This window comes from Lacunisphaera limnophila, from assembly GCF_001746835.1.
In the GTDB taxonomy this organism is placed as follows: domain Bacteria; phylum Verrucomicrobiota; class Verrucomicrobiia; order Opitutales; family Opitutaceae; genus Lacunisphaera; species Lacunisphaera limnophila.
This window is the reverse complement of the sequence record NZ_CP016094.1, coordinates 2666335-2690238: the sequence shown is the minus strand read 5'-3', so window position 1 is coordinate 2690238 and position 23904 is coordinate 2666335. Positions and strand designations below refer to the sequence as shown.

The 23904-nt window shown below is 67.1% G+C and carries 17 protein-coding genes and 1 tRNA gene; 13 read left to right on the top strand and 5 right to left on the bottom strand.

From position 1 onward, the window contains the following. Positions 1-57 precede the first annotated feature (57 nt). Positions 58-1317 carry a sulfite reductase subunit alpha gene (locus Verru16B_RS11195; RefSeq protein ID WP_083270288.1) on the bottom strand — a complete coding sequence of 420 codons (1260 nt, stop codon included), beginning with the start codon at positions 1315-1317 and terminating at the stop codon, positions 58-60. On the opposite strand from Verru16B_RS11195, the gene Verru16B_RS11190 reads away from it, so the two are divergent. The 10 genes from Verru16B_RS11190 to Verru16B_RS11145 all read left to right on the top strand — a co-directional run bounded on the left by Verru16B_RS11190 (position 1292) and on the right by Verru16B_RS11145 (position 11175). After that, complete coding sequence (locus tag Verru16B_RS11190; protein WP_237023396.1) at positions 1292-2107, top strand: pseudouridine synthase; 816 nt, start codon at positions 1292-1294, stop codon at positions 2105-2107. The two genes, Verru16B_RS11195 and Verru16B_RS11190, sit on opposite strands and share 26 nt — an antisense overlap. Beyond that, complete coding sequence (locus Verru16B_RS11185; RefSeq protein ID WP_069962364.1) at positions 2097-2858, top strand: SH3 domain-containing protein; 762 nt, start codon at positions 2097-2099, stop codon at positions 2856-2858. The genes Verru16B_RS11190 and Verru16B_RS11185 overlap by 11 nt, the downstream gene beginning before the upstream one ends. Positions 2859-2911: 53 nt before the next feature. Continuing rightward, positions 2912-3784 carry a bifunctional methylenetetrahydrofolate dehydrogenase/methenyltetrahydrofolate cyclohydrolase FolD gene (gene folD / locus Verru16B_RS11180; protein ID WP_069962363.1) on the top strand — a complete coding sequence of 291 codons (873 nt, stop codon included), beginning with the start codon at positions 2912-2914 and terminating at the stop codon, positions 3782-3784. A gap of 222 nt (positions 3785-4006) precedes the next feature. Next, a complete protein-coding gene (locus Verru16B_RS11175; RefSeq protein WP_069962362.1) occupies positions 4007-5236 on the top strand; it encodes a pyrophosphate--fructose-6-phosphate 1-phosphotransferase in 1230 nt (409 codons plus the stop codon). Between the two features lie 283 nt (positions 5237-5519). Continuing rightward, positions 5520-5594: transfer RNA gene (locus tag Verru16B_RS11170), tRNA-Arg, on the top strand. 110 nt (positions 5595-5704) lie between these two features. Next, positions 5705-6097 carry an iron chaperone gene (locus Verru16B_RS11165; protein WP_069962361.1) on the top strand — a complete coding sequence of 131 codons (393 nt, stop codon included), beginning with the start codon at positions 5705-5707 and terminating at the stop codon, positions 6095-6097. A 57-nt stretch (positions 6098-6154) separates the two neighbouring features. Continuing rightward, complete coding sequence (locus Verru16B_RS11160; RefSeq protein ID WP_069962360.1) at positions 6155-7198, top strand: Gfo/Idh/MocA family protein; 1044 nt, start codon at positions 6155-6157, stop codon at positions 7196-7198. Between the two features lie 78 nt (positions 7199-7276). Continuing rightward, positions 7277-8551 (top strand): MFS transporter, encoded by a 1275-nt coding sequence (locus tag Verru16B_RS11155; protein WP_069962359.1) that lies wholly within the window; start codon positions 7277-7279, stop codon positions 8549-8551. 7 nt (positions 8552-8558) lie between these two features. Beyond that, entirely contained in the window at positions 8559-9761 is a 1203-nt protein-coding gene (locus Verru16B_RS11150) for a DUF6807 domain-containing protein (RefSeq protein WP_157772387.1), read from the top strand. A 247-nt stretch (positions 9762-10008) separates the two neighbouring features. Next, the gene (locus tag Verru16B_RS11145) at positions 10009-11175 is read left to right on the top strand and encodes a Gfo/Idh/MocA family protein (protein WP_157772386.1); all 1167 of its coding nucleotides are present in this window, start codon (positions 10009-10011) and stop codon (positions 11173-11175) included. 139 nt (positions 11176-11314) lie between these two features. Here the strand turns inward: Verru16B_RS11145 and lpdA are convergent, their stop codons facing one another. Beyond that, complete coding sequence (lpdA, locus tag Verru16B_RS11140; RefSeq protein WP_069962357.1) at positions 11315-12709, bottom strand: dihydrolipoyl dehydrogenase; 1395 nt, start codon at positions 12707-12709, stop codon at positions 11315-11317. 90 nt (positions 12710-12799) lie between these two features. Further along, positions 12800-13210 carry a phage holin family protein gene (locus tag Verru16B_RS11135; protein WP_069962356.1) on the bottom strand — a complete coding sequence of 137 codons (411 nt, stop codon included), beginning with the start codon at positions 13208-13210 and terminating at the stop codon, positions 12800-12802. A 41-nt stretch (positions 13211-13251) separates the two neighbouring features. On the opposite strand from Verru16B_RS11135, the gene Verru16B_RS11130 reads away from it, so the two are divergent. The 3 genes from Verru16B_RS11130 to Verru16B_RS11120 all read left to right on the top strand — a co-directional run bounded on the left by Verru16B_RS11130 (position 13252) and on the right by Verru16B_RS11120 (position 21384). Then, positions 13252-14337 carry a glycosyltransferase gene (locus tag Verru16B_RS11130; RefSeq protein WP_069962355.1) on the top strand — a complete coding sequence of 362 codons (1086 nt, stop codon included), beginning with the start codon at positions 13252-13254 and terminating at the stop codon, positions 14335-14337. 184 nt (positions 14338-14521) lie between these two features. Beyond that, on the top strand, positions 14522-20509 hold the full coding sequence (uvrA, locus tag Verru16B_RS11125) for an excinuclease ABC subunit UvrA (protein WP_069962354.1): 5988 nt from the start codon (positions 14522-14524) through the stop codon (positions 20507-20509). A 41-nt stretch (positions 20510-20550) separates the two neighbouring features. After that, positions 20551-21384: a sugar phosphate isomerase/epimerase family protein gene (locus Verru16B_RS11120; RefSeq protein WP_069962353.1), complete on the top strand. Its 834-nt coding sequence runs from the start codon at positions 20551-20553 to the stop codon at positions 21382-21384. 74 nt (positions 21385-21458) lie between these two features. On the opposite strand, the gene tsaD is transcribed toward Verru16B_RS11120, so the two are convergent. Then, positions 21459-22496 (bottom strand): tRNA (adenosine(37)-N6)-threonylcarbamoyltransferase complex transferase subunit TsaD, encoded by a 1038-nt coding sequence (gene tsaD / locus Verru16B_RS11115; RefSeq protein WP_069962352.1) that lies wholly within the window; start codon positions 22494-22496, stop codon positions 21459-21461. 115 nt (positions 22497-22611) lie between these two features. Beyond that, positions 22612-23871, bottom strand: coding sequence for a S41 family peptidase (locus Verru16B_RS11110; protein ID WP_083270285.1), 1260 nt, complete (start codon positions 23869-23871; stop codon positions 22612-22614). Positions 23872-23904: the final 33 nt, after the last annotated feature.

The window sequence follows — 23904 nt, the reverse complement described above, 5'->3', positions numbered from 1 at the left end:
CGCGCCCCAGGTCGCGCGCAACCTCGCTCGCACCTGTTCCGCCCCCAAACCCCTCTCTCAATACACGTCGCGCTGGTAACGCTTGTCCCGCTTCATCTGCTTCACGTATTCCGCCGCGGCCGCGGGCTCCAGGCCGCCCTGTTGCTCGATGATTTGGTGCAGCACGAGATCGACGTCCTTGGCCATCCGGTGCGCGTCGCCGCACACGTAGAGGTGGGCCCCTCCCTGGATCCAGGCCCAGAATTCCGCGGCGTTCTCACGCATGCGGTCCTGCACGTAGATCTTCTGCGCCTGGTCGCGCGAGAAGGCCAGGTCGACCCGCGCCATCTTCCCCTCCGCGAGCAGGGCCTTCCACTCGTCGCCATAAAGATAATCCGTGGCCTGGTGCTGGTCGCCGAAGAACAGCCAGTTGCGCCCGCGGGCCGCCGTCGCCACCCGCTCCTGCATAAAGGCCCGGAACGGCGCCACGCCCGTGCCCGGGCCCACCATGATGACATCCCGGGCGAGATCCTCCGGCAGCTTGAAGTGCGAAGTCGCGACAAACACCGGGATCGGCGTCTTCCGCCGCGTCACGCGGTCCGCCAGGAACGTGGAGCACACCCCGTAGCGCCGGCGGCCATTGGATTCATAACGCACGGGTGCGACGGTCAGGTGCACCTCCCCGGGATGCCGCAACGGCGATGACGCAATGGAGTAGAGCCGGGGCATCAGGCGGCGCAGGTGGTCGACCAGCTCCTGGGGCGTCAGCCGGATGCCGGGAAACTCCTCCAGCAGGTCGATGTATTCCCGCTCGCCGAGAAAGGCCTCGCGCAACTCCGCCGCCTCGGGCGCCAGCAGCGACTCCAACCGCCCCTTCTCCTTGGGCGTGGTGGCTTTCAGGGCGAGCGTCTCGAGGATTTTCTTCGTCGGCCCGTTAAGCGAAAGCTTGCTCGTCAACGCCTCGCGCAGGCTGATGGCGGCGGTCGCGCGGGCCGGCTGCACCGGCTCGTTCCCCGTGGCCCCCAGCAGCTCGATGACCTCATCGACCAGCTGCGGGCGGTTGGCGGGATAAATCCCCAGCGAATCACCGACCTGGTAGGTCAGCCCGCTGCCCGCGATGTCGATCACGAGGTGCCGCGTATCCTTGCCCGAGCCGTCCTTGTTCAGCACGCGGTTTTCGAGCAGTTTCGCCGGCAAAGGATTGTCCTTTGTGTAGGCGCTGGAGGGCGGCGTGGAAAGATGCATGGGCGCGGGAGACTTACTTTCACTCCGACCGGCCAACGCAAGCCCGGTTTCTCCCGGGTGAATCTCGTTGCGCCGTCCTGCGGCGCATGCCATGCAGCCGGCCTACATGGAGCCCGTTCGCATTCAAAAATTCATCGCCGAAAGCGGCCTCTGCTCGCGCCGGGCGGCCGAGACCCTCATCACCGCAGGCGAGGTTTATGTGAACGGCCAGAAGGCCGAGCTGGGCCAGAAGGTCGACCCCGAGGCCGACAAGGTCACCGTCCGGGGCAAGGCCCTCCGCGCCCAGGGCCAGCCCAAGCTCGCCCTCGTCATGCACAAGCCCCGCGGCGTCGTCTGCAGCAACAGCGACCCGCACGAGGAGCGCACCATCTTCGACCTCCTCCCCCGCGAGTGGGCCCGCCTCCGCCTCTTCTGCGCCGGCCGCCTCGACAAGGACAGCGAGGGCCTCGTCATCCTCACCTCCGACGGCGACCTCGCGCACAAGCTCATGCACCCGTCCAACCTGGTCGTGAAGCGCTACTACGTCTCCCTCGAGGAACCCTTCCCCCACGCCCGCCTCCGCCAGCTCCTCCGCGGCGTCCACATCGAGGGCGAACACCTCAAGGTCGAGCGCGCCAACCTCGTCAACCCCCGCGCCGACCGCGCCTCCACCGAGCTCGACGTGCACATGCATCATGGCAAAAAGCGCGAGATCCGGCAGCTCTTCACTGCCCTGGGGTTCGACGTCCGCCGCCTCCGCCGCTACCAGATCGGCTCCCTCCGCCTGAAAGGAATTCCTTTGCGCGGCGTGAAACAACTTTCTAGCAAGGAAATCCAATCCCTGTTCACCGTGCCCGCTCCTTCCCACCGCGACGGCCCGGCCCCTGACACCGATGAAAACTAAATTCCTGCCCTTCCTCCTGCTCGCCGCCACGGTCCGCCTCCTCGCCGCCGACCTCCTGCCGTCCGACGCCGCCGTCTTCCTCCAGCCCGACCCCAAGTCGCACGTCCTCGTGCGCCTCAAGGCCGGCAATACCGTCATCTACACCGGCGACGCCCCCGCCGGCTGGCGCCGCGTCGAGCTCAGCGGCTCCTTCGAGGGCTACGCCCACAACCGCGATATCACCAAGGGCCTTGAGGTTCGCGAGGGCGGCAACATCCTCACCGCGCCCAAGAAAGACGCCCCCGTGCTCACCGTCGGCCAGGAAGGCGACAAGTCCGAAGTCGTCGGCCTCGCGGGCGGCGACTACGTCCAGGTCAAGTTCACCAAGAAACTCCAGGGTTTCGTCGCCACCGGCGCCGCCAACCTCGCCCCCGAGGTCCGGCCCGTGCCCGTCGCCGCCGTGCCCGTCGCCCCCTCCACCGCCGTCGGCCGCCCCGCCCAGGTCACCGGTAACAGCGTGGACCTGCCCCGCCTCTTCGCCGGCCGCCTCGTGCTCGCCCGCCGCCCCTTCGTGAATCCCAACCCGGCCTACGAGTACCAGCTCGTCGACAACTCCGGCCGCCGCTTCGCCTACGTCGACACCAAGCGCCTCCTCCTCACCGACAAGATCGAGGCCTACCTCGATCGCGCGGTCTCCGTCACCGGCACCATCCGCAACAGCGTCGACGGCAAGGACCTCGTCATCTCCGCCGAGTCCCTCTCGCTGAAATAATCCTCCCGCCAACCCGGCCGGCCCCGCGGGCCGGCCTTTTCCTTTTTCACCCCATGGAACTCATCGACGGCAACAAGATCGCCGCTGACATCGTCGCCGAACTGAAGACCCGCGTCGCCGCCCTGCCCGGCCGCCGCCCCTGCCTCGCCCTCGTGCGCGTCGGCGAGGACCCCGCGTCGGTCTCCTACGTGAAAAAGAAGGAGCAGACTTCCGCCACCATCGGCATCGAGAGCCGCCTCATCTTCCCGCCCGTCACCACCACCCAGGCCGAGCTCTTCGCCCTGATCGACCAGCTCAATGCCGACCCGGGCGTCGACGGCATCCTCGTCCAGTCCCCGCTGCCGAAGGGCATCAACGAGGTCGAGGTCTTCCGCCGCATCGCCGCGCACAAGGACGTCGACGGCTTCCACACCATGAACCTCGGCAAGCTCGCGCAGGAGGACGATACCGGCTTCGTCGCCTGCACACCCGCCGGCATCATGGAGCTCCTCCAGCGCTCCGGCGTTTCCCTCTCCGGCAAACACGTCGTGGTCCTCGGCCGCAGCCTCATCGTCGGCAAACCCGCCGCCCTCCTCGCCATGCAGCGCAAGAGCTGGGCCAACGCCACCGTCACCGTCTGCCACTCGCAGACCGCCAACCTCGCCGCCCTCACCCGCCAGGCCGACGTGCTCATCGCCGCGATCGGTAAACCCGAGTTCGTCACGGCCGACATGGTCAAGCCCGGCGCCGTCGTCATCGACGTCGGCGTCAACCGCGTGCCCGACGCCACGAAGAAGTCCGGCTACCGCCTCACCGGCGACGTCCACTTTCCCACCGTCTCCCCGCTCTGCGCCAAGATCACCCCTGTCCCTGGCGGCGTCGGCCCGATGACCGTCGCCATGCTCATGGCCAACACGGTCAAGGCCCACGCGCAGAACCGCGCCTGAACCGCCTCGCCGTATCGGGGCGCACCTTGTGTGCGCCCTCCGCATGGGGTGAATTTACACCCCGACGGGATTCCAAGGGCGCGCGTGTCGAGGCGTTAAGGCCCACCCCACCCGATCTGCGAACGTGCCAATCGCATTTCTTGCCAACTCCGTGCCATAAACAGATTCCCGGTTGCCTCCGGCCGCCCGGCCGTGGCACGTTTCCCGCTCACTTTTCCCTCTATGAGCACCAAGAAGAAAGTCGCCATCCTCACCGCCGGCGGTCACGCCCCCTGCCTCAGCGCCGCCGTCGGGCAACTCATCGTCCATTACACGGAGCAATGCCCTGACTGGGACATCATCTGCTACCGCTCCGGCTACAAGGGCCTCCTCCTCGGTCAGAGCTACGTCGTGACCCCCGAGGTCCGCGCCCAGGCGGCCGGACTCAAGAACTACGGCGGCAGCGTCATCGGCAACAGCCGCGTCAAGCTCACCAACGTCAAGGACGCCGTGAAGCGCGGCCTCGTCAAGGAAGGCCAGCTCCCGCTCACCGTCGCCGCCGAGCAGCTCCAGAAGGACGGCGTCGACATCCTCCACACCGTCGGCGGCGACGACACCAACACCACGGCCGCCGACCTCGCCGCCTACCTCGAGAAGCACAACTACGCCCTCAAGGTCATCGGCCTGCCCAAGACGATCGACAACGACATCATCCCGATCCGCCAGAGCCTCGGCGCCGTCACCGCCGCCGAGCAGGGCGCGAAATTCTTCTCCAACGTCGTGACCGAGCTCGGCGCCAGCGGCCGCATGCTCATCGTCCACGAGGTCATGGGCCGCAACTGCGGCTGGCTCACCGCCGCCACCGCCTCCGAATACCAGAAGAGCCTGGCCAAGCAGGCCTGGGTCCCCGGCCTCGGCGTCACCAAGTCCCGCTACTCCGTCCATGCGATCTACGTGCCCGAGATGGCCCTCGACATCGAGGCCGAGGCCAAGCGCCTCAAGGCGCTCATGGACAGCCAGGGCAATATCAACATCTTCATCAGCGAGGGCGCCGGCCTCGAGGAGATCATCGCCGAGCTGACCGCCAGCGGCCAGGAGCCCGCGCGCGACGCCTTCGGCCATGTCCGCCTCGACACCATCAACCCCGGCAAGTGGTTCGCCGAGCAGTTCGCCAAGAAGCTCGGCGCCGAGAAGGTGCTCGTGCAGAAGAGCGGCTATTTCGCCCGCTCCGCCCCGGCCAACGCCGAGGATTTCAAGCTGATCGACACCTGCGTCCTCAAGGCCATCGAGTGCGCCCGCGCCGGTGTCTCGGGCCTCATCGGCCACGACGAGGAACGCGGCCTCGAGCTCCGCGCCATCGAGTTCCCCCGCATCAAGGGCGGCAAGGCCTTCGACGTCACCCAGCCCTGGTTCCAGGACCTCCTCAAGGAAATCGGCCAGCCGATGACCAAGGTCGTCCACGTGGCGCACTAAGCGCCATCTCCCCTGTAGGGCGGGGTCTCCGACGGAGGCTTTGCGGAGATGGCGTAGCAACCCCGCCTCCCCTCGAAGGCGGGATCCCTGATCCCGCCTTTTTCTTTGTGGGAGCCTGCTTGCAGGCGACCCCCGAAACCCCCGATTTCGCCACCGAGGTACGACGACCCGAAAGCAGCGACTGCTCTGTGCCTTGGGGTCTTGGTGGTTCCAATCGGCCGGGCGGCTCACAAAACCTTCTTGAACTTGGGCCCCAGCCGCGAAAGCTCCCCATCTGCTCCCTGCGAATGTAGCACAATGGATAGTGTAGTAGCCTCCGAAGCTATTGATCCGGGTTCGACTCCCGGCATTCGCACCAGCCTTTCCAAAGGGATGGGGGCGTCGGTGGTAGGCTGACTTCGCCGACCCTGCCCGCCTCAAACCCTGCGTTTGACGCTCACCGCCCGGGGACTATATCCACCAGACCCCATGGCTCCCCCCAAAGCCCTCGCCAAGCCGAAGACCGTCGCGGAATACATCGCCGCCGCCGATAAGAAAGCCCGCCCGAAGCTCCGCGCATTGCGGAAATGCATCCGGACCGCCGCGCCTGGCGCCGTCGAATCCCTCAAGTGGGGCATGCCCGCTCATTCCTATAAGCGCATTCTCATGATCTACGGGGCCTTCAAAAATCACGTCAGCCTCTTCGCCGGCACCCCGGTCATCCGCGCCTTCAAGAAGGAACTGGCCAAACACGACACCGCCGGCGCCACCGTGCGCTTCCCCTTCGACCAACCGCTCCCCCTGGCCCTCATCCGCAAACTCACCAAGCACCGGGTCAAGGATGCCCTCGAAAAAGACGGCAAATGGCGGACCAAGCCCTGAGATTCACCGCGGAGAATCCTGCTTCCTCCTTCTTAATTCTTCCTTCTTCCTTTCCTGATGCCTTCCCCCCTCGGCTTCGCCGTCATCGGCACCGGCATGATCGCCGGCTACCACGCCCAGGCCATCGCCCAGACCCCCGGCGCTAAACTGGTCGGCGTCGTCAGCCGCTCCCCCGAGCGCGGCGCCGCCTTCGCCGCCCAACACGGCATCCCTGTCATCACCGCCACCGTCGAGGAAATGGTTGCCCGGGACGACATCCACGTCCTTAACATCACCACCCCCAGTGGCGCCCACCTCGATCCCGCGCTCACCGCCATCCGCGCCGGACGCCATGTCGTCATCGAGAAACCCCTCGAGATCACTCCCGCCCGTTGCGACCAGATCATCGCCGCCGCGGAGCAACACGGCGTGAAGGTCGCGGCCATTTTCCAGGGCCGCTTCGGCGCCGGCGCCCAGACGGTCAAGGCCGCGGTCGAGGCCAGACGCCTCGGCCGGCTCGTCCTCGCCAGCGCGTATGTCAAGTGGCACCGCACCCCCGCCTACTACCAGACCGCCTGGAAGGGCACCTGGGAGCTCGACGGCGGCGGCGCCCTCATGAACCAGGCCATCCACGGCGTGGACCTGCTCCAGTGGTTCGCCGGCCTGCCCACCGAAGTCTCGGGCCGTTTCACGCGTCGCGTCCACACCGGCATCCAGGCCGACGACACCACCGTCGCCACGTTGCAGTTTTCCGACGGCGCCCTCGGCACCATCGAGGCCAGCACCGCCCTCTGGCCCGGCTGGTCGCGCCGCATCGAACTCTGCGGCGAGCACGGTTCGATCTGCCTCGAGGACGACCACATCGCCCAGTGGGATTTCGTCCAACCGGAGCCCGGCGATGAGGCCATCCGCGCGGCCAAACGCGACCCCGCGCTCGGCTCCGGCGCCGGCACCCCCGGCGGCATTTCCCTCACCGGCCACCTCCGCCAGATCGCCGATCTGGTCGCCGCCGTCCGCGAGCACCGCCCCCCCGCCATCGGCGCGCGCGAGGGCCGCCGCGCCGTCGCCCTCGTCCATGCGATCTACGAATCCGCCAAATCCGGCCAGCCGGTGAAAGTATGATCACGCATTCTAAAGCCCTGTAGGGCGGGGTCGCCGAACCCCGCCCTACAATTTCCCTCCCCACGCCCCCCCTACCCCATGACCGAACCCACATCCCCTCCCCCCGCCTCCACCCCCGCCACCGCCGGACGCCGCGGCATGGTCCTCCTCGCGGCCTTCCTCGGCTGGATGTTTGACGGCCTCGAAATGGGCATCTTCCCCCTGATCGCCCGGCCGGCTCTCCAGCAGATGCAGGCCAACCACGGCATCATGGATGACAAGTTCGTCGGCCACTGGATGGGCTGGGTGACCGCCGCCTTCCTCCTCGGCGCCGCCGGCGGCGGCCTCCTCTTCGGCTGGCTCGGGGACAAGGTCGGCCGCGTCCGCGCGATGAGCATGGCGATCCTCTGTTACTCGATCTTCACCGGCCTCGTGTATTTCGCCGCGGAGCCCTGGCACCTCGCCGCGCTGCGCTTCGTCGCCGCCCTCGGCATGGGCGGCGAATGGGCCCTCGGCGTGGCCCTTGTCATGGAGGTCTGGCCCGAGAAGAACCGCCCGATGCTCGCCGGCATCATCGGCGCCGCCGCCAACATCGGCTTCGCCCTCATCGCCACGGTCGGCATGTTCTACGCCGTCACCCAGGAGACCTGGCGCTACGTCGTGGTCATCGGCGCCCTGCCGGCCGCCCTCACCTTCTTTGTGCGGCTCTTCGTTCCGGAGTCGGAAAAATGGCAGCACGCCGCCGCCGCAAAGCCGACGCAGCCGATGAAGGAAATCTTCTCCAGCCCGGCCCTGATCCGCCCGCTCCTGATCGCCACCCTGCTCGCCTCGGTCGCCCTGATCGGCACCTGGGGTTCCGTGCAATGGCTGCCCCTCTGGGCCGACAAGATGGCCGGCCCCGACCTGCCCAAGGCCAAGGCCTACACGCAATTCCTGTCCGCCCTCGGCTCGGTCTTCGGCTGTCTGCTCGGCGCGTGGATGGGCGGCAAGTTCGGCCGGCGCCCCGCCTACTTCCTCCTCTGCCTCGTTTCGCTGATTTCCTGCGCCTGGCTCTTCCGCGGGATCGACAGCTACGGCGCGTCTTTCCTCACGCTCACCTTCGTCGTCGGCACCGTCACCGCCGCTTTCTATGGCTGGATGCCGCTCTACCTGCCGGAGCTCTTCCCGACCCGCGTGCGCGCCACCGCCCAGGGCCTCTCCTTCAACGCCGGCCGCATCCTCGCCGCTGTCGGCGCGCTGCAGATGGGCGCGCTCATGCAAACCTTCGACGGCAGCTACGCCCAGGCCGGCGCGGTGATTTCCCTGATCTATGTCTTCGGCCTCGTGCTCATCTGGTTCGCCCCCGAGACCCGCGGCAAGCCCCTGCCGGAGTAATCTGCCCATGCACCCACTCCCCCGCCTTCTTGCCCTGTGTGTTGCGTTGCCGGGTCTCGCTTGGGCTTCACCGGCCTGGCGAGTCACCGTGCCTGCGGCCGAGGTCGACCGCGTGGCCGTGGTGGTGTCCTTTCCTCTGCCCGCGGGGGCACCGCGGACAGGCCTGCTGCAGGACTCGAAGGGTCTCCCAACCGCCGCGCTGCAGGTCGATCCTGATGGGACGGCCCGGTTTCTCCTTCCGCGACTGGCCGCGGGCCAAGCTCCCGTGTTCACGCTCACCGCGGTTCCATCCGAGGCAAAAGTCGTCGAGAGCGTGACCAGTGACCGCCAGGTAAACCTCCTTGTCCGGGGCGTGCCGGTCCTCGACTACTGGACCGCCGAGGAACCCCTGCCCAACGACAAGGTACCCAAGAAATTCCTGCGTAGCGGCCACATCCATCCCGTCCGGTCACCCGGCGGGGTCGTGATCACCGCCAGCTACCCGGCCAATCACCTCCACCACCACGGCATCTGGGCCCCGTGGACCAAGACCGAGTTCCAAGGCCGAAAACCCGACTTCTGGAACATGGGCGACCTCACCGGGAAGGTAGAGTTCGTGGCCCTGTCGCGCACCTGGAGCGGACCGGTACACGGCGGCTTCGTGGCGCAGCAGCGTCAGGTTGACCTCTCCGCGCCCACTCCGGTGACCGCGTTGAACGAGACCTGGGAACTGACCACCTATGATGTGCCTGACCAGGTCCCGATGCGCATCTTCGACCTCGTGATCACCCAAACCTGCGCGACCTCCGATCCGCTGATCCTGCCCGAGTATCGCTACGGCGGCTTGGGCTTCCGCGGACACGACCAGTGGAACGGGGCGGACCAGGCCACCTTCCTCACGTCCGAGGGCGAGACCGACCGCATCAAGGGCAATACCAGCCGCGCCCGCTGGGTGCACATCGGCGGCCGGATCGACGGTGCCACCGCCGGCCTCGGCATCCTCGGCCATCCCGACAATTTCCGCGCCCCGCAACCGCTGCGCCTCCACCCCACCGAACCCTTCGTGTGTTTCGCCCCGTCCCAACTCGGCGAATTCCGCATCGAGCCCGGCCGGCCGTATGTCATGCGCTACCGCTTCGTCGTGACCGACGGCCCCGCCGACGCCGCCCTCCTGGAAGCCTGCTGGCAAGGCTACGCCCAGCCGGCCGCGGCCGCGGTGACGGAAATCTGAACAGGCCGAAAGGTGGAACCCGGCCTCCGGACGGGTTGATCCGATGCGCGGGCGTTAAACCGGTCCCGCGAGTCCGCCGCCGGCGTGGCGCGAGCCTTTCGACCTGCTCAAGGCCCTGAGCCTGTCGAACAGGCAAGCTCGCCGCCCACCACCCGGGCGTCTAGTGAACAGTCAACCTCCCGGGCCCCTCGCCAAACTCCCGTCAGACTTCCTCATTGGCCCCGGCCCCGCTTCACCCCATCCTGCCATGTCCGACCAACCCCGCCGCCATTTCCTGAAAACCCTCGCCGTCGGTGCCGCCACCGTCGCCGTCTCCGCCTCCGCCCAAACCCCCGCGCCCATGACCCAGAAAGCCGACGGCATGAACTACGCCCCCAAGGGCAAACCCAACCCCGTCGTGAAACCCGGCGAGTTCGTCTTCGCCGCCGCCCACCTCGACCACGGCCACATCAACGGCCAGTGCAACGGCCTCATCGAGGCCGGCGGCACGCTCAAGTGGGTCCACGAGCCCGACCCGAAGAAACTTGAAGCCTTCCTCAAGGCCTACCCCGGCACCCAGGTCGCCGCCTCGCTCGACGAGATTCTCGCCGACCCGGAGGTGAAGCTCGTCGCCACCGCCGCGATTCCGAAATTCCGCGGCCCGATCGGCTGCAAGGTCATGCAGGCGGGCAAAGACTACTTCACCGACAAGCCCCCCTTCACGACCCTCGCCCAACTCGACGAGGCCAAAAAAGTGGCGGCCGCGACCGGCAAGAAGTTCATGGTCTACTACAGCGAACGCCTGCACGTGGAATCCGCTATGTTCGCCACCGACCTCGTCCAGCAGGGCGCCATCGGCCGCGTGCTGCAGGTCATCGGCCTCGGGCCGCACCGCGAGGGCACGGGCCGCCCCGACTGGTTCTACGACCGCGAGAGTTACGGCGGCATCCTCTGCGACATCGGCTCGCACCAGTTCGAGCAGTTCCTCACCTACACCGGCGCCACCGACGCCACCATCCAGCACGCCGCCGTCGCCAACTACGCCCACCCCGACCAGCCCGGGCTCGACGATTTCGGCGAGGCCAACCTGCTCGGCAACAACGGTGCCACGAACTACGTCCGCGTCGACTGGTTCACCCCCAAGGGCCTCAGCACCTGGGGCGACGGCCGCACCATCATCCTCGGCGAGAAGGGCTACATCGAACTCCGCAAATATGTCGACGTCGGCCGCGACAGGAAGGGCGACAATGTCTACATCGTCGACCAGGAGGGCGAACGCTACATCAACGTGGACGGCCAAGTCGGCTTCCGCTTCTTCGGCGAGCTGATCCTCGACTGCATCAATCGCACCGAGAAAGCCATGACCCAGGCCCACGCCTTCAAAGCCGCCGAGCTCTGCCTCAAGGCCCAGGCCGCCGCGAAGAAGATCGGGTGAGCAACAAGTAGGGCCAGTCCCCGCCTGGCCCCTTCGCGCCCCGCGGCCGGTCAAAGACCGGCCCTACCCCAAGCAAAATGCCGGCGGTATCGCCGGCCTTCGTGTCTTCGTGCCTTCGTGGCGAAGGCTCGATCGGACGTTAGATATGGATCGCCTTGCCGTGCGTCGCGAGCGCCGCCTCGCCCAGCGCTTCCGACAGCGTCGGGTGCGCGTGGATCGAGTCGTGGATCTCGTCGATCGTCGCCTCGAGGCTCATCGCGAGACCGTACTCGGCGATCAGCTCCGTGGCCTCGTTGCCGATGATGTGCACGCCGAGGATCTCGCCGGTCTTGGCGTCGGCGATGACCTTCACAAAGCCCTCGGTGTCGCCGGCCGCGACGGCCTTGCCGACGGCGGTGAATGGGAACTTGCCGACCTTGTAGTCGAGTTTCTTTTCCTTGGCCTGCTTCTCGGTCAGGCCCGTGCTGGCGACCTGCGGCTGGCAGTAGGTGCAGCCCGGGAAATTGCCCACCAGCTTCGGCTTGGCGTGACCGAACATGCCCTCGACGGCCTGCACGGCGCGGAACGAAGCCACGTGCGCGAGCCACGGCGGGCCCTGGATATCGCCGGCGGCATAGATGCCGGGCGTGCTGGTCTGATAAGTGGCGTCCACCTTCACGAAGCCACGGTCGAGCTCGAGCTTCACCTTCGGCGAAACGAGTCCCTCAAGGTTGGCCGTGATGCCGATGGCCACGAGGATCGTCTCGACTTCGAGCTCGGTCTTCGTGCCGTCCTTCACCAGGTCGAGTTTCACGCTCGTGGCGCCGGAGCGGATGTTTTCGCACTTCGTCCCGGTGTGGATCGCGATGCCCTGCTTGGTGAAGCTGCGCTCGAGAACCTTGGCGACCTCCTCGTCCTCGACGGGGAGCACCTGCGGCAGCATCTCGATGAGCGTCACCTTCGAGCCGAAGGCGTTGAAGAAATACGCAAACTCCACGCCGATGGCGCCGGCACCGATGATGGCGATGGACTTCGGCGGCGCCTTGGCGGCGAGCGCCTCGCGGGAGGTCATCACACGCACGCCGTCCGCCGGCAGGCCGGGCAGCTGCTTCGGCTTCTGGCCCGTGCAGAGCAAAATGTTCTTGGTCTTGAAGAACTTCCCTTTGTGCTCGCCGGCGGTGACCTCGACCATGCCGGCCATCACGACCGAACCCTTGCCGACGAAGTAGTCGACCTTGTTCTTCTTGAAGAGGAACTCGACGCCCTTGGCCATCGTCGCGGCGACGCCGCGCGAACGCTCGACCACCTTGGCGAAGTCAAACGACACCCCGGTCGCGCTCAGGCCGTAGGCGTCCGCCTTCTGGAAGGAGCGGTAGAGCTCGGCGCTCTTGAGCAGGGCCTTGGTCGGGATGCAGCCCCAGTTGAGGCAGGTGCCGCCGGCGCGCTCCATCTCGATGACCGCGACCTTCTTGCCGAGCTGCCCGGCACGGATCGCCGCCACATAGCCGGCGGGACCGCCGCCGATGATCACCAAGTCGTAAATTGCGTCTGACATAGTTGGATTGTGTGAGGGGGCAAAGTCGCCCCGCGCGGGGGCGCGTCAAATTGAAACTCCGGCCGCTGTAGGGCGGGGTCGCCCTACAACTCAGATATCGATCACATCATCCCGCTTCGCCCCGCCCGACGGCCCCGCGGGCGGCTTCGGCGGCATCAGCAAGCGGTTCATCACCAGGTTGGTCACGCTTACGATCAGCGCGCCCAGCAGGGCCGAGCCAAAGCCGGCGACATGAAATCCGTCCACCAGGCGGCCCACAAAATAGAACAACACCGCGTTGATCAGCCAGATGCCGAGCCCCAGGCTCAGCACGATGAACGGCAGGGTGAAGAGCAGCAGCAACGGCTTGAGCACGACGTTGAAAAGGCTCAGCACCAGCACGACCGCCACCAGGGTCGAACCGCTGTCATAGCTGATGCCGGGCAGCAACTGGGCGCTGAGCAGCACCCCCAGGGCGAGGATCAGCCACCGCATCAGCAGGTTGACGAACGCGTTGTTCATTGAATGATGGGCAAACTTTTGCCGCGGGCCCCCGCGGAGCAATGAAAATTCTCATCGTCCAGGACTATCTCCGCAGCGGCGGCACCGAGCGCCAATCCGTCTTCATGGCCTCGGCCTTCGCCAAGGCCGGCCACGAGGTCACCCTCCTCACCTTCCGCCCGCGCGGGGTGCTTGAGCTCGACGACGAGCAGCAACCTTTCGCCTTCCGCTCCCTCCAGTCCTTCGACACCCGCCTCGACTGGTTCGCCCCCGGCCTGCTCAGCACCGCCGCCGAGGCCGCCCCCGACCTGGTGCTCTGCATGGGCCGCATGGCCAACTGCTACGCCGGCTTCATCCAGGCCCGCCTGCCGCGCGCCGCCGTGATCTGCACCATGCGCACCGGCAAGCTCCTGCCCTGGCTCTTCGTGCGCTCCCTCCGCCTCTGCCGCCACATCATCGCCAACAGCCATGTGGCCAAGCGCGTCATCCACGAGGACCACGACATCCCCGCGCACAAGATCACCGTCATCCACAACCCGGTCCTCGGGTTCACCGACGAGTCCGCCGCCCGCAACCTTGCCCTCCGCCGCTACCACGGCGCCAACCCGAGTACCGTCGTCCTGCTCAACGTGGCGATGTTCCGCCCCGAGAAGAACCAGCGCGAACTCATCGAGCTCTGCGCCCGCCTCCCCGGCTACCTCGACTGGCAGCTCTGGCTCGCCGGCGACGGCCCCGCCCGCAAGAAATGCGAACAGCTCGCCCACGCCCTCGGCCTGGGCGGCCGCATCAAGTTCCTCGGCTACCAGCCCGAGCCGGTCCCGCTCTACCTCGCCGCCGATGTGGCCCTGCTGGCCTCCCAGAGCGAGTCCCTCTCGAACTTCCTCATCGAGGCCCAGCTCCACGGCCTGCCCGCCGTCGCCTACGACATCGTCGGCGTGGGCGAGTGCTTCGTGCCCGACAAGTCCGGCATCCTGATCAAGAACAAGGACCAGGCCCCCTTCGTCGCCGCCCTCGACCGCCTCATCCGGGAACCCGCCCTGCGCAAACGCTTCGCCGACCACGGCCGCCGCCACGCCTCGGCCAACTTTGTGCCCGAGCGCCAGGTCCAGGCCCACCTCAACCTCTTCCGCGAACTGACCAAGGGGTGAGGTGTCTTGTTGGAGGGCCCGCGCCCCTGCGGGCCGTCTTCGCGACCACGACTCAATCCCGGTCCGCAGGGACACGGACCCTCCACGACCAGCTCTCCGACTTCCTGACATCCCTATGTCAGCAGTCCGACCCGCCCGCCCACGCTGATTTGCCTTCGTCCGAATCCCGCCCTTTCTCATCGCTGTGCCTCCCGCCGCCTCCCGCCCCGCTCCCGCCCCCGAAGCCATCCGCCTGCGCGGCGTCCGCCAGAACAACCTCAAGGGCTTCGACCTCGACGTCCCCCTCGGCCGCTACGTCGTCGTCACCGGCCTGAGTGGTGCGGGCAAGTCCTCCCTCGTCTTCGACACCCTCCACGCCGAGGGCCAGCGCCGCTACGTCGAGACGTTCAGCGCCTACACCCGCCAGTTCCTCGACCTCCTCGACAAACCCAAGGTCGACTCCGTCGAGAACATCCGCCCCTCCATCGCCATCAGCCAGACCAACACGGTCAAGACCTCGCGCTCCACCGTCGGCACGATGACCGAGCTGACCGACTACTTCAAAGTCTGGTTCAGCCACGTCGCCGGCTGCTTCGACCCGGAGACCGGCGAGCCCGTCGAGGACGACTCCCCCGCCACCATCTGGGCCAAGACCTCTGCCGCCCACGCGGCTGAGACCCTCCTGCTCTGCTTCCGCATCACCAAACCCGACAACCTCACCTGGCCTGAGATCCTCACCAGCCTCAAAGGCCAGGGCTACACGCGCGTACTGCTGGGACATGCCAACGCCCCATCCCAACAGCCCGAGCCCAAATCCGATCTGGCCCTGCACAAGATCGAGGACCTGCTGGCCGCCCCCAAATCTCAATCGCTGGACTCCAGCAGCTCAGCCGTGTTCGTGATCCAGGACCGCCTCCGCCTCGCCGCCGAGAACAAGTCCCGTTTCCTCGAGGCCACCGAGACCGCCCTCCATTTCGGCAAGGGCGAAGTTCATCTTTTTGCGCCGCAGAATCGCGACGAATGGCGCGCGAGTTCTGCGGACGCATCCCGGGCGGCGAGCACGCCGCAACGGGAAACGCCTCTCAAATCGGAAATCTCAGATCTCCAATTCACCCCCGCCGGCCACTTCTCCCGCGGGCTGCATTCACCGAAAACCGGCCGCACCTTCCGCCCCGCCTCGCCCGGGCTCTTCTCCTTCAACTCCCCGCTCGGCGCCTGCCCGAAGTGCCGCGGCTTCGGCCGCGTCATCGACATCGACTACCGCCTCGCCATCCCCGACCACTCCCTCTCGATCGAGGCGGGCGCCATCAAGGCCTGGGAAGGCGAGGTCTACGGCGAATCCAAGAAGGACCTGCTCCAGTTCACGAAGAAACTCGGCATCCCGACCAACGTCCCCTTTGCCCGCCTCACCCCGGAGCAACAGACCTTCGTGATCGAAGGTTCGCCCGGTTACGACAGCGACAACCCGGCCAAGAACTGGCCCAAGCTGTGGTACGGCCTCAAGGGCTTCTTCCGCTATCTTGAGAAGACGACCTACAAGATGCACGTGCGCGTCTTCCTTTCGCGCTTCCGCTCGTACAACCCCTGCCCCGACTGCCACGGCACCCGCCTCCAGCCCGAGTCCCTCTGCTGGAAATGGCAGGGCCACACCCTCCCCGAGCTCTACCAGCTCCCCGTCAGCCAGCTCCTCGCCCTCGTCCAATCCCATGGAGGCGGGGTGCCCCCACCCCGCGAGAATGCGGCCACCCACCACCAGCGCGACCTCGCCTACGATTCCATCGTCACCCGCCTCCGCTACCTCGAGCAGGTCGGCCTCGGCTACCTCACGCTCGACCGCAGCTCGCGCACCCTCTCCGGCGGCGAGGTCCAGCGCGTCAACCTCACCTCCTGCCTCGGCACCTCGCTCGTCGACACGCTCTTCGTCCTCGACGAGCCCTCGGTCGGGCTCCACCCGCGCGACATCAACCGCCTGCTCGGCATCATCCGTACACTCACCGACACCGGCAATACGGTCGTCGTGGTCGAACACGATGAAGCCATGATCCGCGCCGCCGACCACGTCATCGAGATCGGCCCCGAGCCCGGCGCCCGCGGCGGCGAGGTCGTCTTTCAGGGCACCGTCCCCCAGATGCTCCGCTCCGCCCCCAGCATCACCGGCGCCTACTTCTCCGGCCGCCAGGACATCCCCACCCCCGCCCACCGCCGCCCCGTGGAGGGCCCAGCTCCAGCTGGGCCGCGAGTTAAGCCAAAATCAACGGCTCCCTGGCTGACCTTCACCAACGCCTCCAAGCACAACATCTGCAACCTGACTTTCTCCCTGCCCTTGCAGCGGCTGGTCTGCCTCTCGGGCGTCTCCGGCTCCGGCAAATCCACCCTCCTCGACCACGTCATCCACCAGGGCCTGCTCGCCCACCGGAACCAGATGACCGAGGATCCGGCCAGCATCGAGGCCATCACCGGCGACCAGGCCTTTCCCGAGATCGTCCTCGTCGACCAGTCGCCGCTCAGCCGCACGCCGCGTTCCAACGCCGCCCTCTACTGCGAAGCCTGGGATTTCATCCGCGAACTCTACGCGCAGACCCCCGCCGCCCAGGAGGCCGGCTTCAGCGCCTCCAGCTTCTCGTTCAACAGCGGCGAGGGCCGCTGCGACCACTGCCAGGGCCTCGGCAGCGAACGCGTCGAGATGCAGTTCCTCTCCGACGTCTTCGTCCCCTGCCCGATCTGCGAGGGCCGCCGCTTCAAGCCCGAGGTGCTCGCCATCCGCTGGCACGGCAAATCCATCGACGACCTCCTCCGCACCACCATCACCGACGCCATTGCCTTCTTTGCGCCGCAGAATCGGAGCGAGATCGCTCGCGACACCCCCGCCGCCCTCGAAAGCATCCGCACCCGCTTCGCCTCCCTCGAGGCCGTCGGCCTCGGCTACCTCCCCCTCGGCCAGCCGCTCAACACCCTCTCCGGCGGCGAATCCCAACGCCTTAAGCTCGTCCGTTACCTCTCCGACTATACCGGCGCCGATCCTCAACTCTCGAATCTGAAATCTGAAATTCAAGGAGGTGCCCTGCTCCTCCTCGACGAGCCGACCACCGGCCTCCATCGCCACGACGTGCAGCGCCTGCTCGAGGTCCTCCAGCGCATCGTCGACCGCGGCCACAGCGTGATCGTCATCGAACACAATCTCGACGTCCTGAAATCCGCCGACTGGATCCTCGAGGTCGGACCCGAGGCCGGTTCGGGCGGCGGCCGCATCGTCGCCGAAGGCCCGCCCGAGCTCATCGCCCAAGCCGACACCGCCACCTCCCCCTTCCTCCGGGATGCCCTGAACTGTAGGGCGGGGTCGCCGAACCCCGCCTTCGATTTGCAAGCCGCCGAGGACCCGGCCCCCTACCGCACCGGTTTGGTGATGAACACCAGCGAACTGAACGTCATCGGTGCCCGCGAGAACAACCTGAAGAACATCTCCGTCTCGATTCCGCACCGCCAGCTTTCCGTCGTCACCGGCGTCTCCGGCTCGGGCAAGTCCACCCTCGCCTTCGACATCATCTTCGCCGAGGGCCAGCGCCGCTTCATGGAATCCATGTCGCCTTACGCGCGCCAGTTCGTCGAGCAACTGCCGCGCCCCGACATCGACCGCCTCACCGGCATCCCGCCGACCGTCGCCATCGAGCAGCGCATCACCCGCGGCTCGCGCAAGTCCACCGTCGCCACCATCACCGAGGTCGCCCAATACCTGCGCCTGCTCTACGCCCGCGCCGGCGTCCAGCACCACCCCGAGTCCGGCCGACCCGTCACCCCGCTCTCCCCCAGCCAGCTCCGCGCGCTGCTCACCAAAACCCTCGCCACTCCGCCGGCCAAAAAAGCGAAGCATCTGTATCTCTGCGCCCCGCTCGTCCGCGGCCGCAAGGGCCACCACGAGCCCATCGCCAAGTGGATCGAAAAACAGGGCTACGCGCTCATGCGCGCCGACGGCCGCCTCCTCCGCACCGACACCTTCCAGAAACTCGACCGCTACAAGGAACACGACATCGAGGTCGTGATTGCCGACCTGAAAAATCCGGCCAACCCCAAATGGCTGCATGAGCAACTGGCCACCGCCCTGCGGCTGGGCAAGGGCTCCTGCTTCATTGCCCTGCCCTCCGGCGCGGTCCTCGGCTGGTTCTCCACCACGCGCACCGACATCGCCAGCGGCGAGTCCTTCCCCGAACTCGACCCGAAGCAGTTCTCCTTCAATTCCCCGCGCGGCTGGTGCCCGACCTGCCGCGGCCACGGCCGTATCTACGACTGGATGCTACAGCCCGACGAGGACGACGAACGGTCCGACGAGGTCGCCGACGCCCTCCGCGCGTTCGACCCCGATGACCCGGCGTCCCACGGTTCCGCCTGCCCCACCTGCCATGGCGAGCGCCTGAATCGCATCGCCCGTGCCGTCCGGCTCCCGCTGCGCGCAAATCTCAAATCTGAAATCTCTAATTTCAAATCCACGATCTCCCTGCCCGAGCTTCTCCGCCTCGTCCCGGGCGAGCTGATCGCCACCCTGCGCGGCCTCCAACTCGATGCGCGCACCAAGCTGATCACGCAGGACATCGTGCCCCAGATCGAGGAACGCCTGAAATTCCTTGGGCACGTCGGGCTCGACTACCTCTCGCTGGAACGCCCGACCGAGACCCTCTCCGGCGGCGAGGCCCAGCGCATCCGCCTGGCCGCCCAGCTGGGCTCGAACCTCTCCGGCGTGCTCTACGTCCTCGACGAACCCTCGATCGGCCTCCATGCCCGCGACAACGACCGCCTGATCGACACCCTCCAGTCGCTCCGCGCCAAGGGCAACACGCTCCTCGTCGTCGAGCACGACGATGTCCTCATGGCCCGCGCCGACCGGATCATCGACCTCGGCCCAGGCGCCGGCGTCCACGGCGGCAGCATCCTCGCCAACGGCACCCCCGCCGAAATCAAGGCCAGCGACACCTCCCTGACCGGTCTTTTCCTGGCGAAGGGGATCAAGCACCCGCTCCGCGGCTCGTATCGCCCCCTCTCAAATCTCAAATCTGACATCTCAAATTCCCTGACGCTCACCAGCATCAATTACCGTAACCTCCAGGACCAGTCCCTGCGCCTCCCGCCCGGCCGCCTGATCATGGCCTGCGGCCCGAGCGGCGCCGGCAAGTCCACGCTCTTCCGCGACATCCTCCACCCCGCCGTCACCTGCGCCATCAAGCACCGCAAGGCCAAGCTCACCGGCAAGGAATTCGTGAAGCTCGCGAAATTTGATGCTGATGGAGGCGCGGCGACCTCGCCGCGCACGCCCGCCCGCGGGCGGGGTCGCCCGCGACCCAGCGTGGAACCCTTCGCCACCCTGACCGGCGCGAACGTCTTCAAATCCGTCATCGAGGTCGACCAGGCCCCCATCGGCAAGACCCCGCGCTCCACGCCCGCCACCTACCTCGGCATCTTCGATCTCATCCGCCAGTTCTTCGCCACGCTGCCCGAGGCGAAGATGCGCGGCTACACCGCCGGTCGCTTCTCCTTCAACACCGCCGGCGGCCGCTGCGAGACCTGCTCCGGCGCCGGCCGCATCAAGCTCGAGATGGCCTTCATGGCCGACTCCTACCTGCCCTGCGATGCCTGCGGTGGCTCCCGCTTCGGACCCGAACTGGCCGACATCGCCTGGAAGGGCAAAACCATCGGCCAGGTCCTGCAACTCACCTTCGACGAGGCCGCGGCGTTCTTCGACTTCCACTCGCAGCTCTCGCAGGTGTGCCAGCTGATGATCGATTGCGGCCTTGGTTACCTGACCCTCGGCCAGAGCAGCCCGACGCTCTCCGGCGGCGAGGCTCAGCGACTCAAGCTCGTCACCGAGCTGACCAAGGGCCTGCAAAGCTACCAGGAACGCTCCCGCAACATCACCATCCGCAATCTCTACCTCCTCGAGGAGCCGACCATCGGCCTGCACCTCAGCGACTGCGAGAAGCTCATCAAGGTCCTCCACAACCTGGTGGACCAGGGCCACACCGTCGTCGTGATCGAGCACCACCTCGACCTCCTCGCCGAGGCCGACTACATCCTCGAGCTCGGTCCCGGCGGCGGCCCCCGCGGCGGCGAGATCCTCTACCAAGGCGAGCTAGCCGGCCTGCTGAAGGTGAAACGCAGCCCCACGGCGCCGTACCTCCGCGAGAAATTGGGTCAGGCGGGTCTCTGACCGGCCTTGCCTCCTTTCACGCGGCCACCCAATCTGGCCTCATGCGCTCTCTACCCCTCCTGCGTCTCACCCTGATCCTTATTGCCTGCGCCGCCCTGCCCTTCGGCCGGGCCGCGGCCCCGGCCACCGGTCCCAGCCTCGGGCTGCAGACCTGGACCTGCCGCAACATGAATTTCGACCAGGTGGTCGCCTTCGCCGTGAAACACGGGATCACCCGCCTCCAGCTCATCGGCAGCCACCTCGACCCCAAGGGTTCCCCCGCGGAAAGCCTGCGCAAGAAGGCGATCCTCGACCAGCATGGCCTCACCGCCTACACCTTCGGCGTCGCCGGCACCTCGAAGGACAAGGAGGAGAACCGCAAATTGTTCGAATTCGCCAAGCTCATGGGCATCGCCGTCATCGTGGTGGAGCCGAAGGACCAGGCTGAGTGGGATAACCTCGAGGCCCTCGTGAAGGAATACGACATCAAGCTCGCCATCCACAACCACGGCACCGGCACTGTCTACGGCGATCCCGCCACCATCCGCCAGATCCTCGCCACCCGCGACGCCCGCATCGGCGTATGTCTTGATGTCGGCTGGATCACCGCCGCCGGCTTCGACGCCGCCGAGACGTTCCGCGCCTACGGCGACCGAGTCTTCGACATCCATTTCAAGGACAAGGTCGTGGAGACCTCCGCCGACGGGAAAAAAGTCCCGCTCGACACCGAGATCGGCAAGGGCGCCGCCAACTACACCGGCCTATTCGCTGAGATTAAAAAGAGCGGCTGGTCCGGCGTCATGGCCATCGAGACCGACAGCAAGGCCTTCGCCGAGGACCCGAACCGCCTCGTCAGCGAAGCCAAGGCCTTCTTCGCGAGCCAGACCGCCCAGTAACCGGTTTGGCCAGGCGGGCAGGGTCACCGACTGGCCCCACCCTCGCCTCCCTCCAGGCCGGTCAAAGACCGGCCCTACTTCGCCAGCGGCAGGCTTGGCGCGATTTCCAGCTCCAGCCCGGACTCGTCCACGCCGCCCGCCTCGCGTTCCGCCCACGCCGCGAAGGCGATCATGCCGGCATTGTCGCCGGTGTGCTTCGCCTGGGCCCGCAGGAACGGCACATTCTGCGCCTGGGCCACCTGCTCCAGCAACCCCTGCAGCGTGCGGTTGTTTGCCACGCCGCCCGACAGACCGAAGGAACGATAAGCCCCCCGCTCGAGCGCCAGCCGCGCCTTGCGCACCAACGCCTCGAACACCGCCGCCTGGTAACTCGCACACAGATCCGCCTTCCGGCTCTCAATCTCCGCCGCCGGCATTTTCTCCAGCTGATACCGCAGACTCGTCTTCAACCCCGAGAAACTGAATTCCAACGTGGAGCGCTGCGCCACCGCCTTGGGAAATTGAAACGCATCCGTCCGTCCCGCCGCCGCCAGTTTCTCCACCTGCGGCCCGCCGGGATAACCCAGCCCCATCAGCTTGGCGCCCTTGTCGAGCGCCTCGCCGGCGGCATCATCCATCGTCGAGGCCAGCAGCGTGATGCGCCGGGTCTCGTCGATGGTGAAGAGCGCCGTGTTCCCTCCCGACACCAGCAGCCCGAGGTGCGGCAGCAACTTCGCCAACTCGTCATCGAAGGCGGCCGGGTTCGCCGCGTGCAACCCGATGAAGGGCGAAAAGGCGTGCGCCCGCAGGTGATTCACGCCCGCCACCGGCACGCGCCACGCCAGCGCCAGGCTCTTCGCCGCGGCGAGGCCCATCGCGAGGCAGGCCGCCAGGCCCGGCCCCTGCGTCACCACGATCCGCGTCACCTGCTCCGGCGGCACCGTGGCGAGCGCCCGCTGCAGCAACGGACCGAAATGAGCCAGATGCTCCCGGCTGGCCAGGTCGGGCACCACGCCACCGTAAGCCTCGTGCAACGCGATCTGGCTGTGCACCCACTCGCCCGTCAGACCGACCGTCGGGTCAAAGACCGCCACCGCCGTCTCATCACAGGAACTTTCAAGCGCGAGGATCATGAGATTTCGGTCGATGGAGGCGGGGTGCCCCCACCCCGAAGGATATCAAGCCCGGAGCGAAAGCCATGCCGGGTGAGGGCACCCCGCCTCCAATAAATCAATTCGCCCGGCCTCATCATTTCCCTCCCGCGGCCAGCACGCCAGCCAGCACTTCCTCGGCGGCGGCCAGCTGGACATCCCCGATGGGTTTGAAATCCTCCTCGGGCGAGGCGGCGAGGTCGGGCCGCAGCTGCTGCAGCCGGATCCGCGACTCGTCCTCCACGCTCACCTCCAGCTCCACGTGCGGCATGATGCCCTGCTCGTGGATCGTGACGCCGCTCGGGGTGTAATACCGCGCCGTCGTGAGCCGCAACCCTTCGCCCTGATCGAGCTCGATCACACTCTGGACCGAGCCCTTGCCGAAGGTCTTCTCCCCGACGATCACCGCCCGTCGCGTGTCGCGCATCGCCCCGGCCACGATCTCCGCCGCACTGGCGCTGCCGCCGTTGACCAGGATCGCGATCGGATAGGTGCGGCGCGGATGGCCGTTGTCCGCATAAAAATTCTCCCGCGAGTCCACATCCCGGCCCTGGGTGTAGACCACGAGTTCATCCTGATCGAAAAACTCGCTGCACACGTCGATGGCCGCATCCAGCAGGCCGCCGGGATTGTCCCGCAGGTCGATGACCAGCGCCCGGATGCCCGTTTGCTCGAGCCCCGCCAGCGCCGTCCGGAATTCCCGGCCCGTGCGCTCGCTGAACTGGGTGATCTGCAGGTAACCGATGCCGCCCGGCCGCACCGCCGCCAGCCGCACGCTCTCCAGCCGGATGCGCTCGCGCCGGACCGGGTAGTCGATGTGCCGGTTCTGGGCGGGGCGGAACACCGTGAGGGTGACGAGCGAGCCCGGCTCGCCCCGCACGAGGCTGACCGTGCTCTCGAGGGTCGGGTTCACGAGCGGCTGCTGGTCGATCTTCACCAGCCGGTCGCCCCGCTGCAGCCCCGCCCGGTCGGCCGGGGTGCCGGGGATGGCCGCGATGATCACGATGTGCGCGTCCCGTTGCTCGACCTGGATACCCACCCCCGTGAAAGCGTTGGCCAGTTCGTCCTCGGTCTCGCGGTATTCCTCGGCCGGCAGGAAGGCGGAATGCGGGTCCAGCTGACCCACCATGCCGTCCAGCGCGGCGCGGGTCAGGCTGGCGTAATCGGCCGGCGCGTCCCCGACATAGTTTTCCTTCACCAGCTGCAGGACTTCCTTGAAATAGCGCACCTGCCGATCGCGCTCGCGGTCCGGCCACCAGCTCGGGGCCCCGGCCTGCCGCCCGACCAGCTGGGCCAGGCCGAAGCCGGCGCCGGCAGCGAGGAGTACGAGGAGGGAGCGGCGGAGGAGCGGGGACAAGGGAAGGGAGGGTGTTTCCGACCCGCGGAAGGT

Bases quoted from the DNA above. Each gene is read 5' to 3' on its own strand.
- Verru16B_RS11145 (WP_157772386.1), top strand. From the start codon at position 10,009: ATGTCCGACCAACCCCGCCGCCATTTCCTGAAAACCCTCGCCGTCGGT.
- tsaD (WP_069962352.1), bottom strand. From the start codon at position 22,496: ATGATCCTCGCGCTTGAAAGTTCCTGTGATGAGACGGCGGTGGCGGTC.
- Verru16B_RS11130 (WP_069962355.1), top strand. From the start codon at position 13,252: ATGAAAATTCTCATCGTCCAGGACTATCTCCGCAGCGGCGGCACCGAG.
- Verru16B_RS11185 (WP_069962364.1), top strand. From the start codon at position 2,097: ATGAAAACTAAATTCCTGCCCTTCCTCCTGCTCGCCGCCACGGTCCGC.
- folD (WP_069962363.1), top strand. From the start codon at position 2,912: ATGGAACTCATCGACGGCAACAAGATCGCCGCTGACATCGTCGCCGAA.
- Verru16B_RS11175 (WP_069962362.1), top strand. From the start codon at position 4,007: ATGAGCACCAAGAAGAAAGTCGCCATCCTCACCGCCGGCGGTCACGCC.
- Verru16B_RS11120 (WP_069962353.1), top strand. From the start codon at position 20,551: ATGCGCTCTCTACCCCTCCTGCGTCTCACCCTGATCCTTATTGCCTGC.
- lpdA (WP_069962357.1), bottom strand. From the start codon at position 12,709: ATGTCAGACGCAATTTACGACTTGGTGATCATCGGCGGCGGTCCCGCC.
- Verru16B_RS11195 (WP_083270288.1), bottom strand. From the start codon at position 1,317: ATGGCATGCGCCGCAGGACGGCGCAACGAGATTCACCCGGGAGAAACC.
- Verru16B_RS11155 (WP_069962359.1), top strand. From the start codon at position 7,277: ATGACCGAACCCACATCCCCTCCCCCCGCCTCCACCCCCGCCACCGCC.
- Verru16B_RS11150 (WP_157772387.1), top strand. From the start codon at position 8,559: ATGCACCCACTCCCCCGCCTTCTTGCCCTGTGTGTTGCGTTGCCGGGT.
- Verru16B_RS11160 (WP_069962360.1), top strand. From the start codon at position 6,155: ATGCCTTCCCCCCTCGGCTTCGCCGTCATCGGCACCGGCATGATCGCC.
- Verru16B_RS11165 (WP_069962361.1), top strand. From the start codon at position 5,705: ATGGCTCCCCCCAAAGCCCTCGCCAAGCCGAAGACCGTCGCGGAATAC.
- Verru16B_RS11135 (WP_069962356.1), bottom strand. From the start codon at position 13,210: ATGAACAACGCGTTCGTCAACCTGCTGATGCGGTGGCTGATCCTCGCC.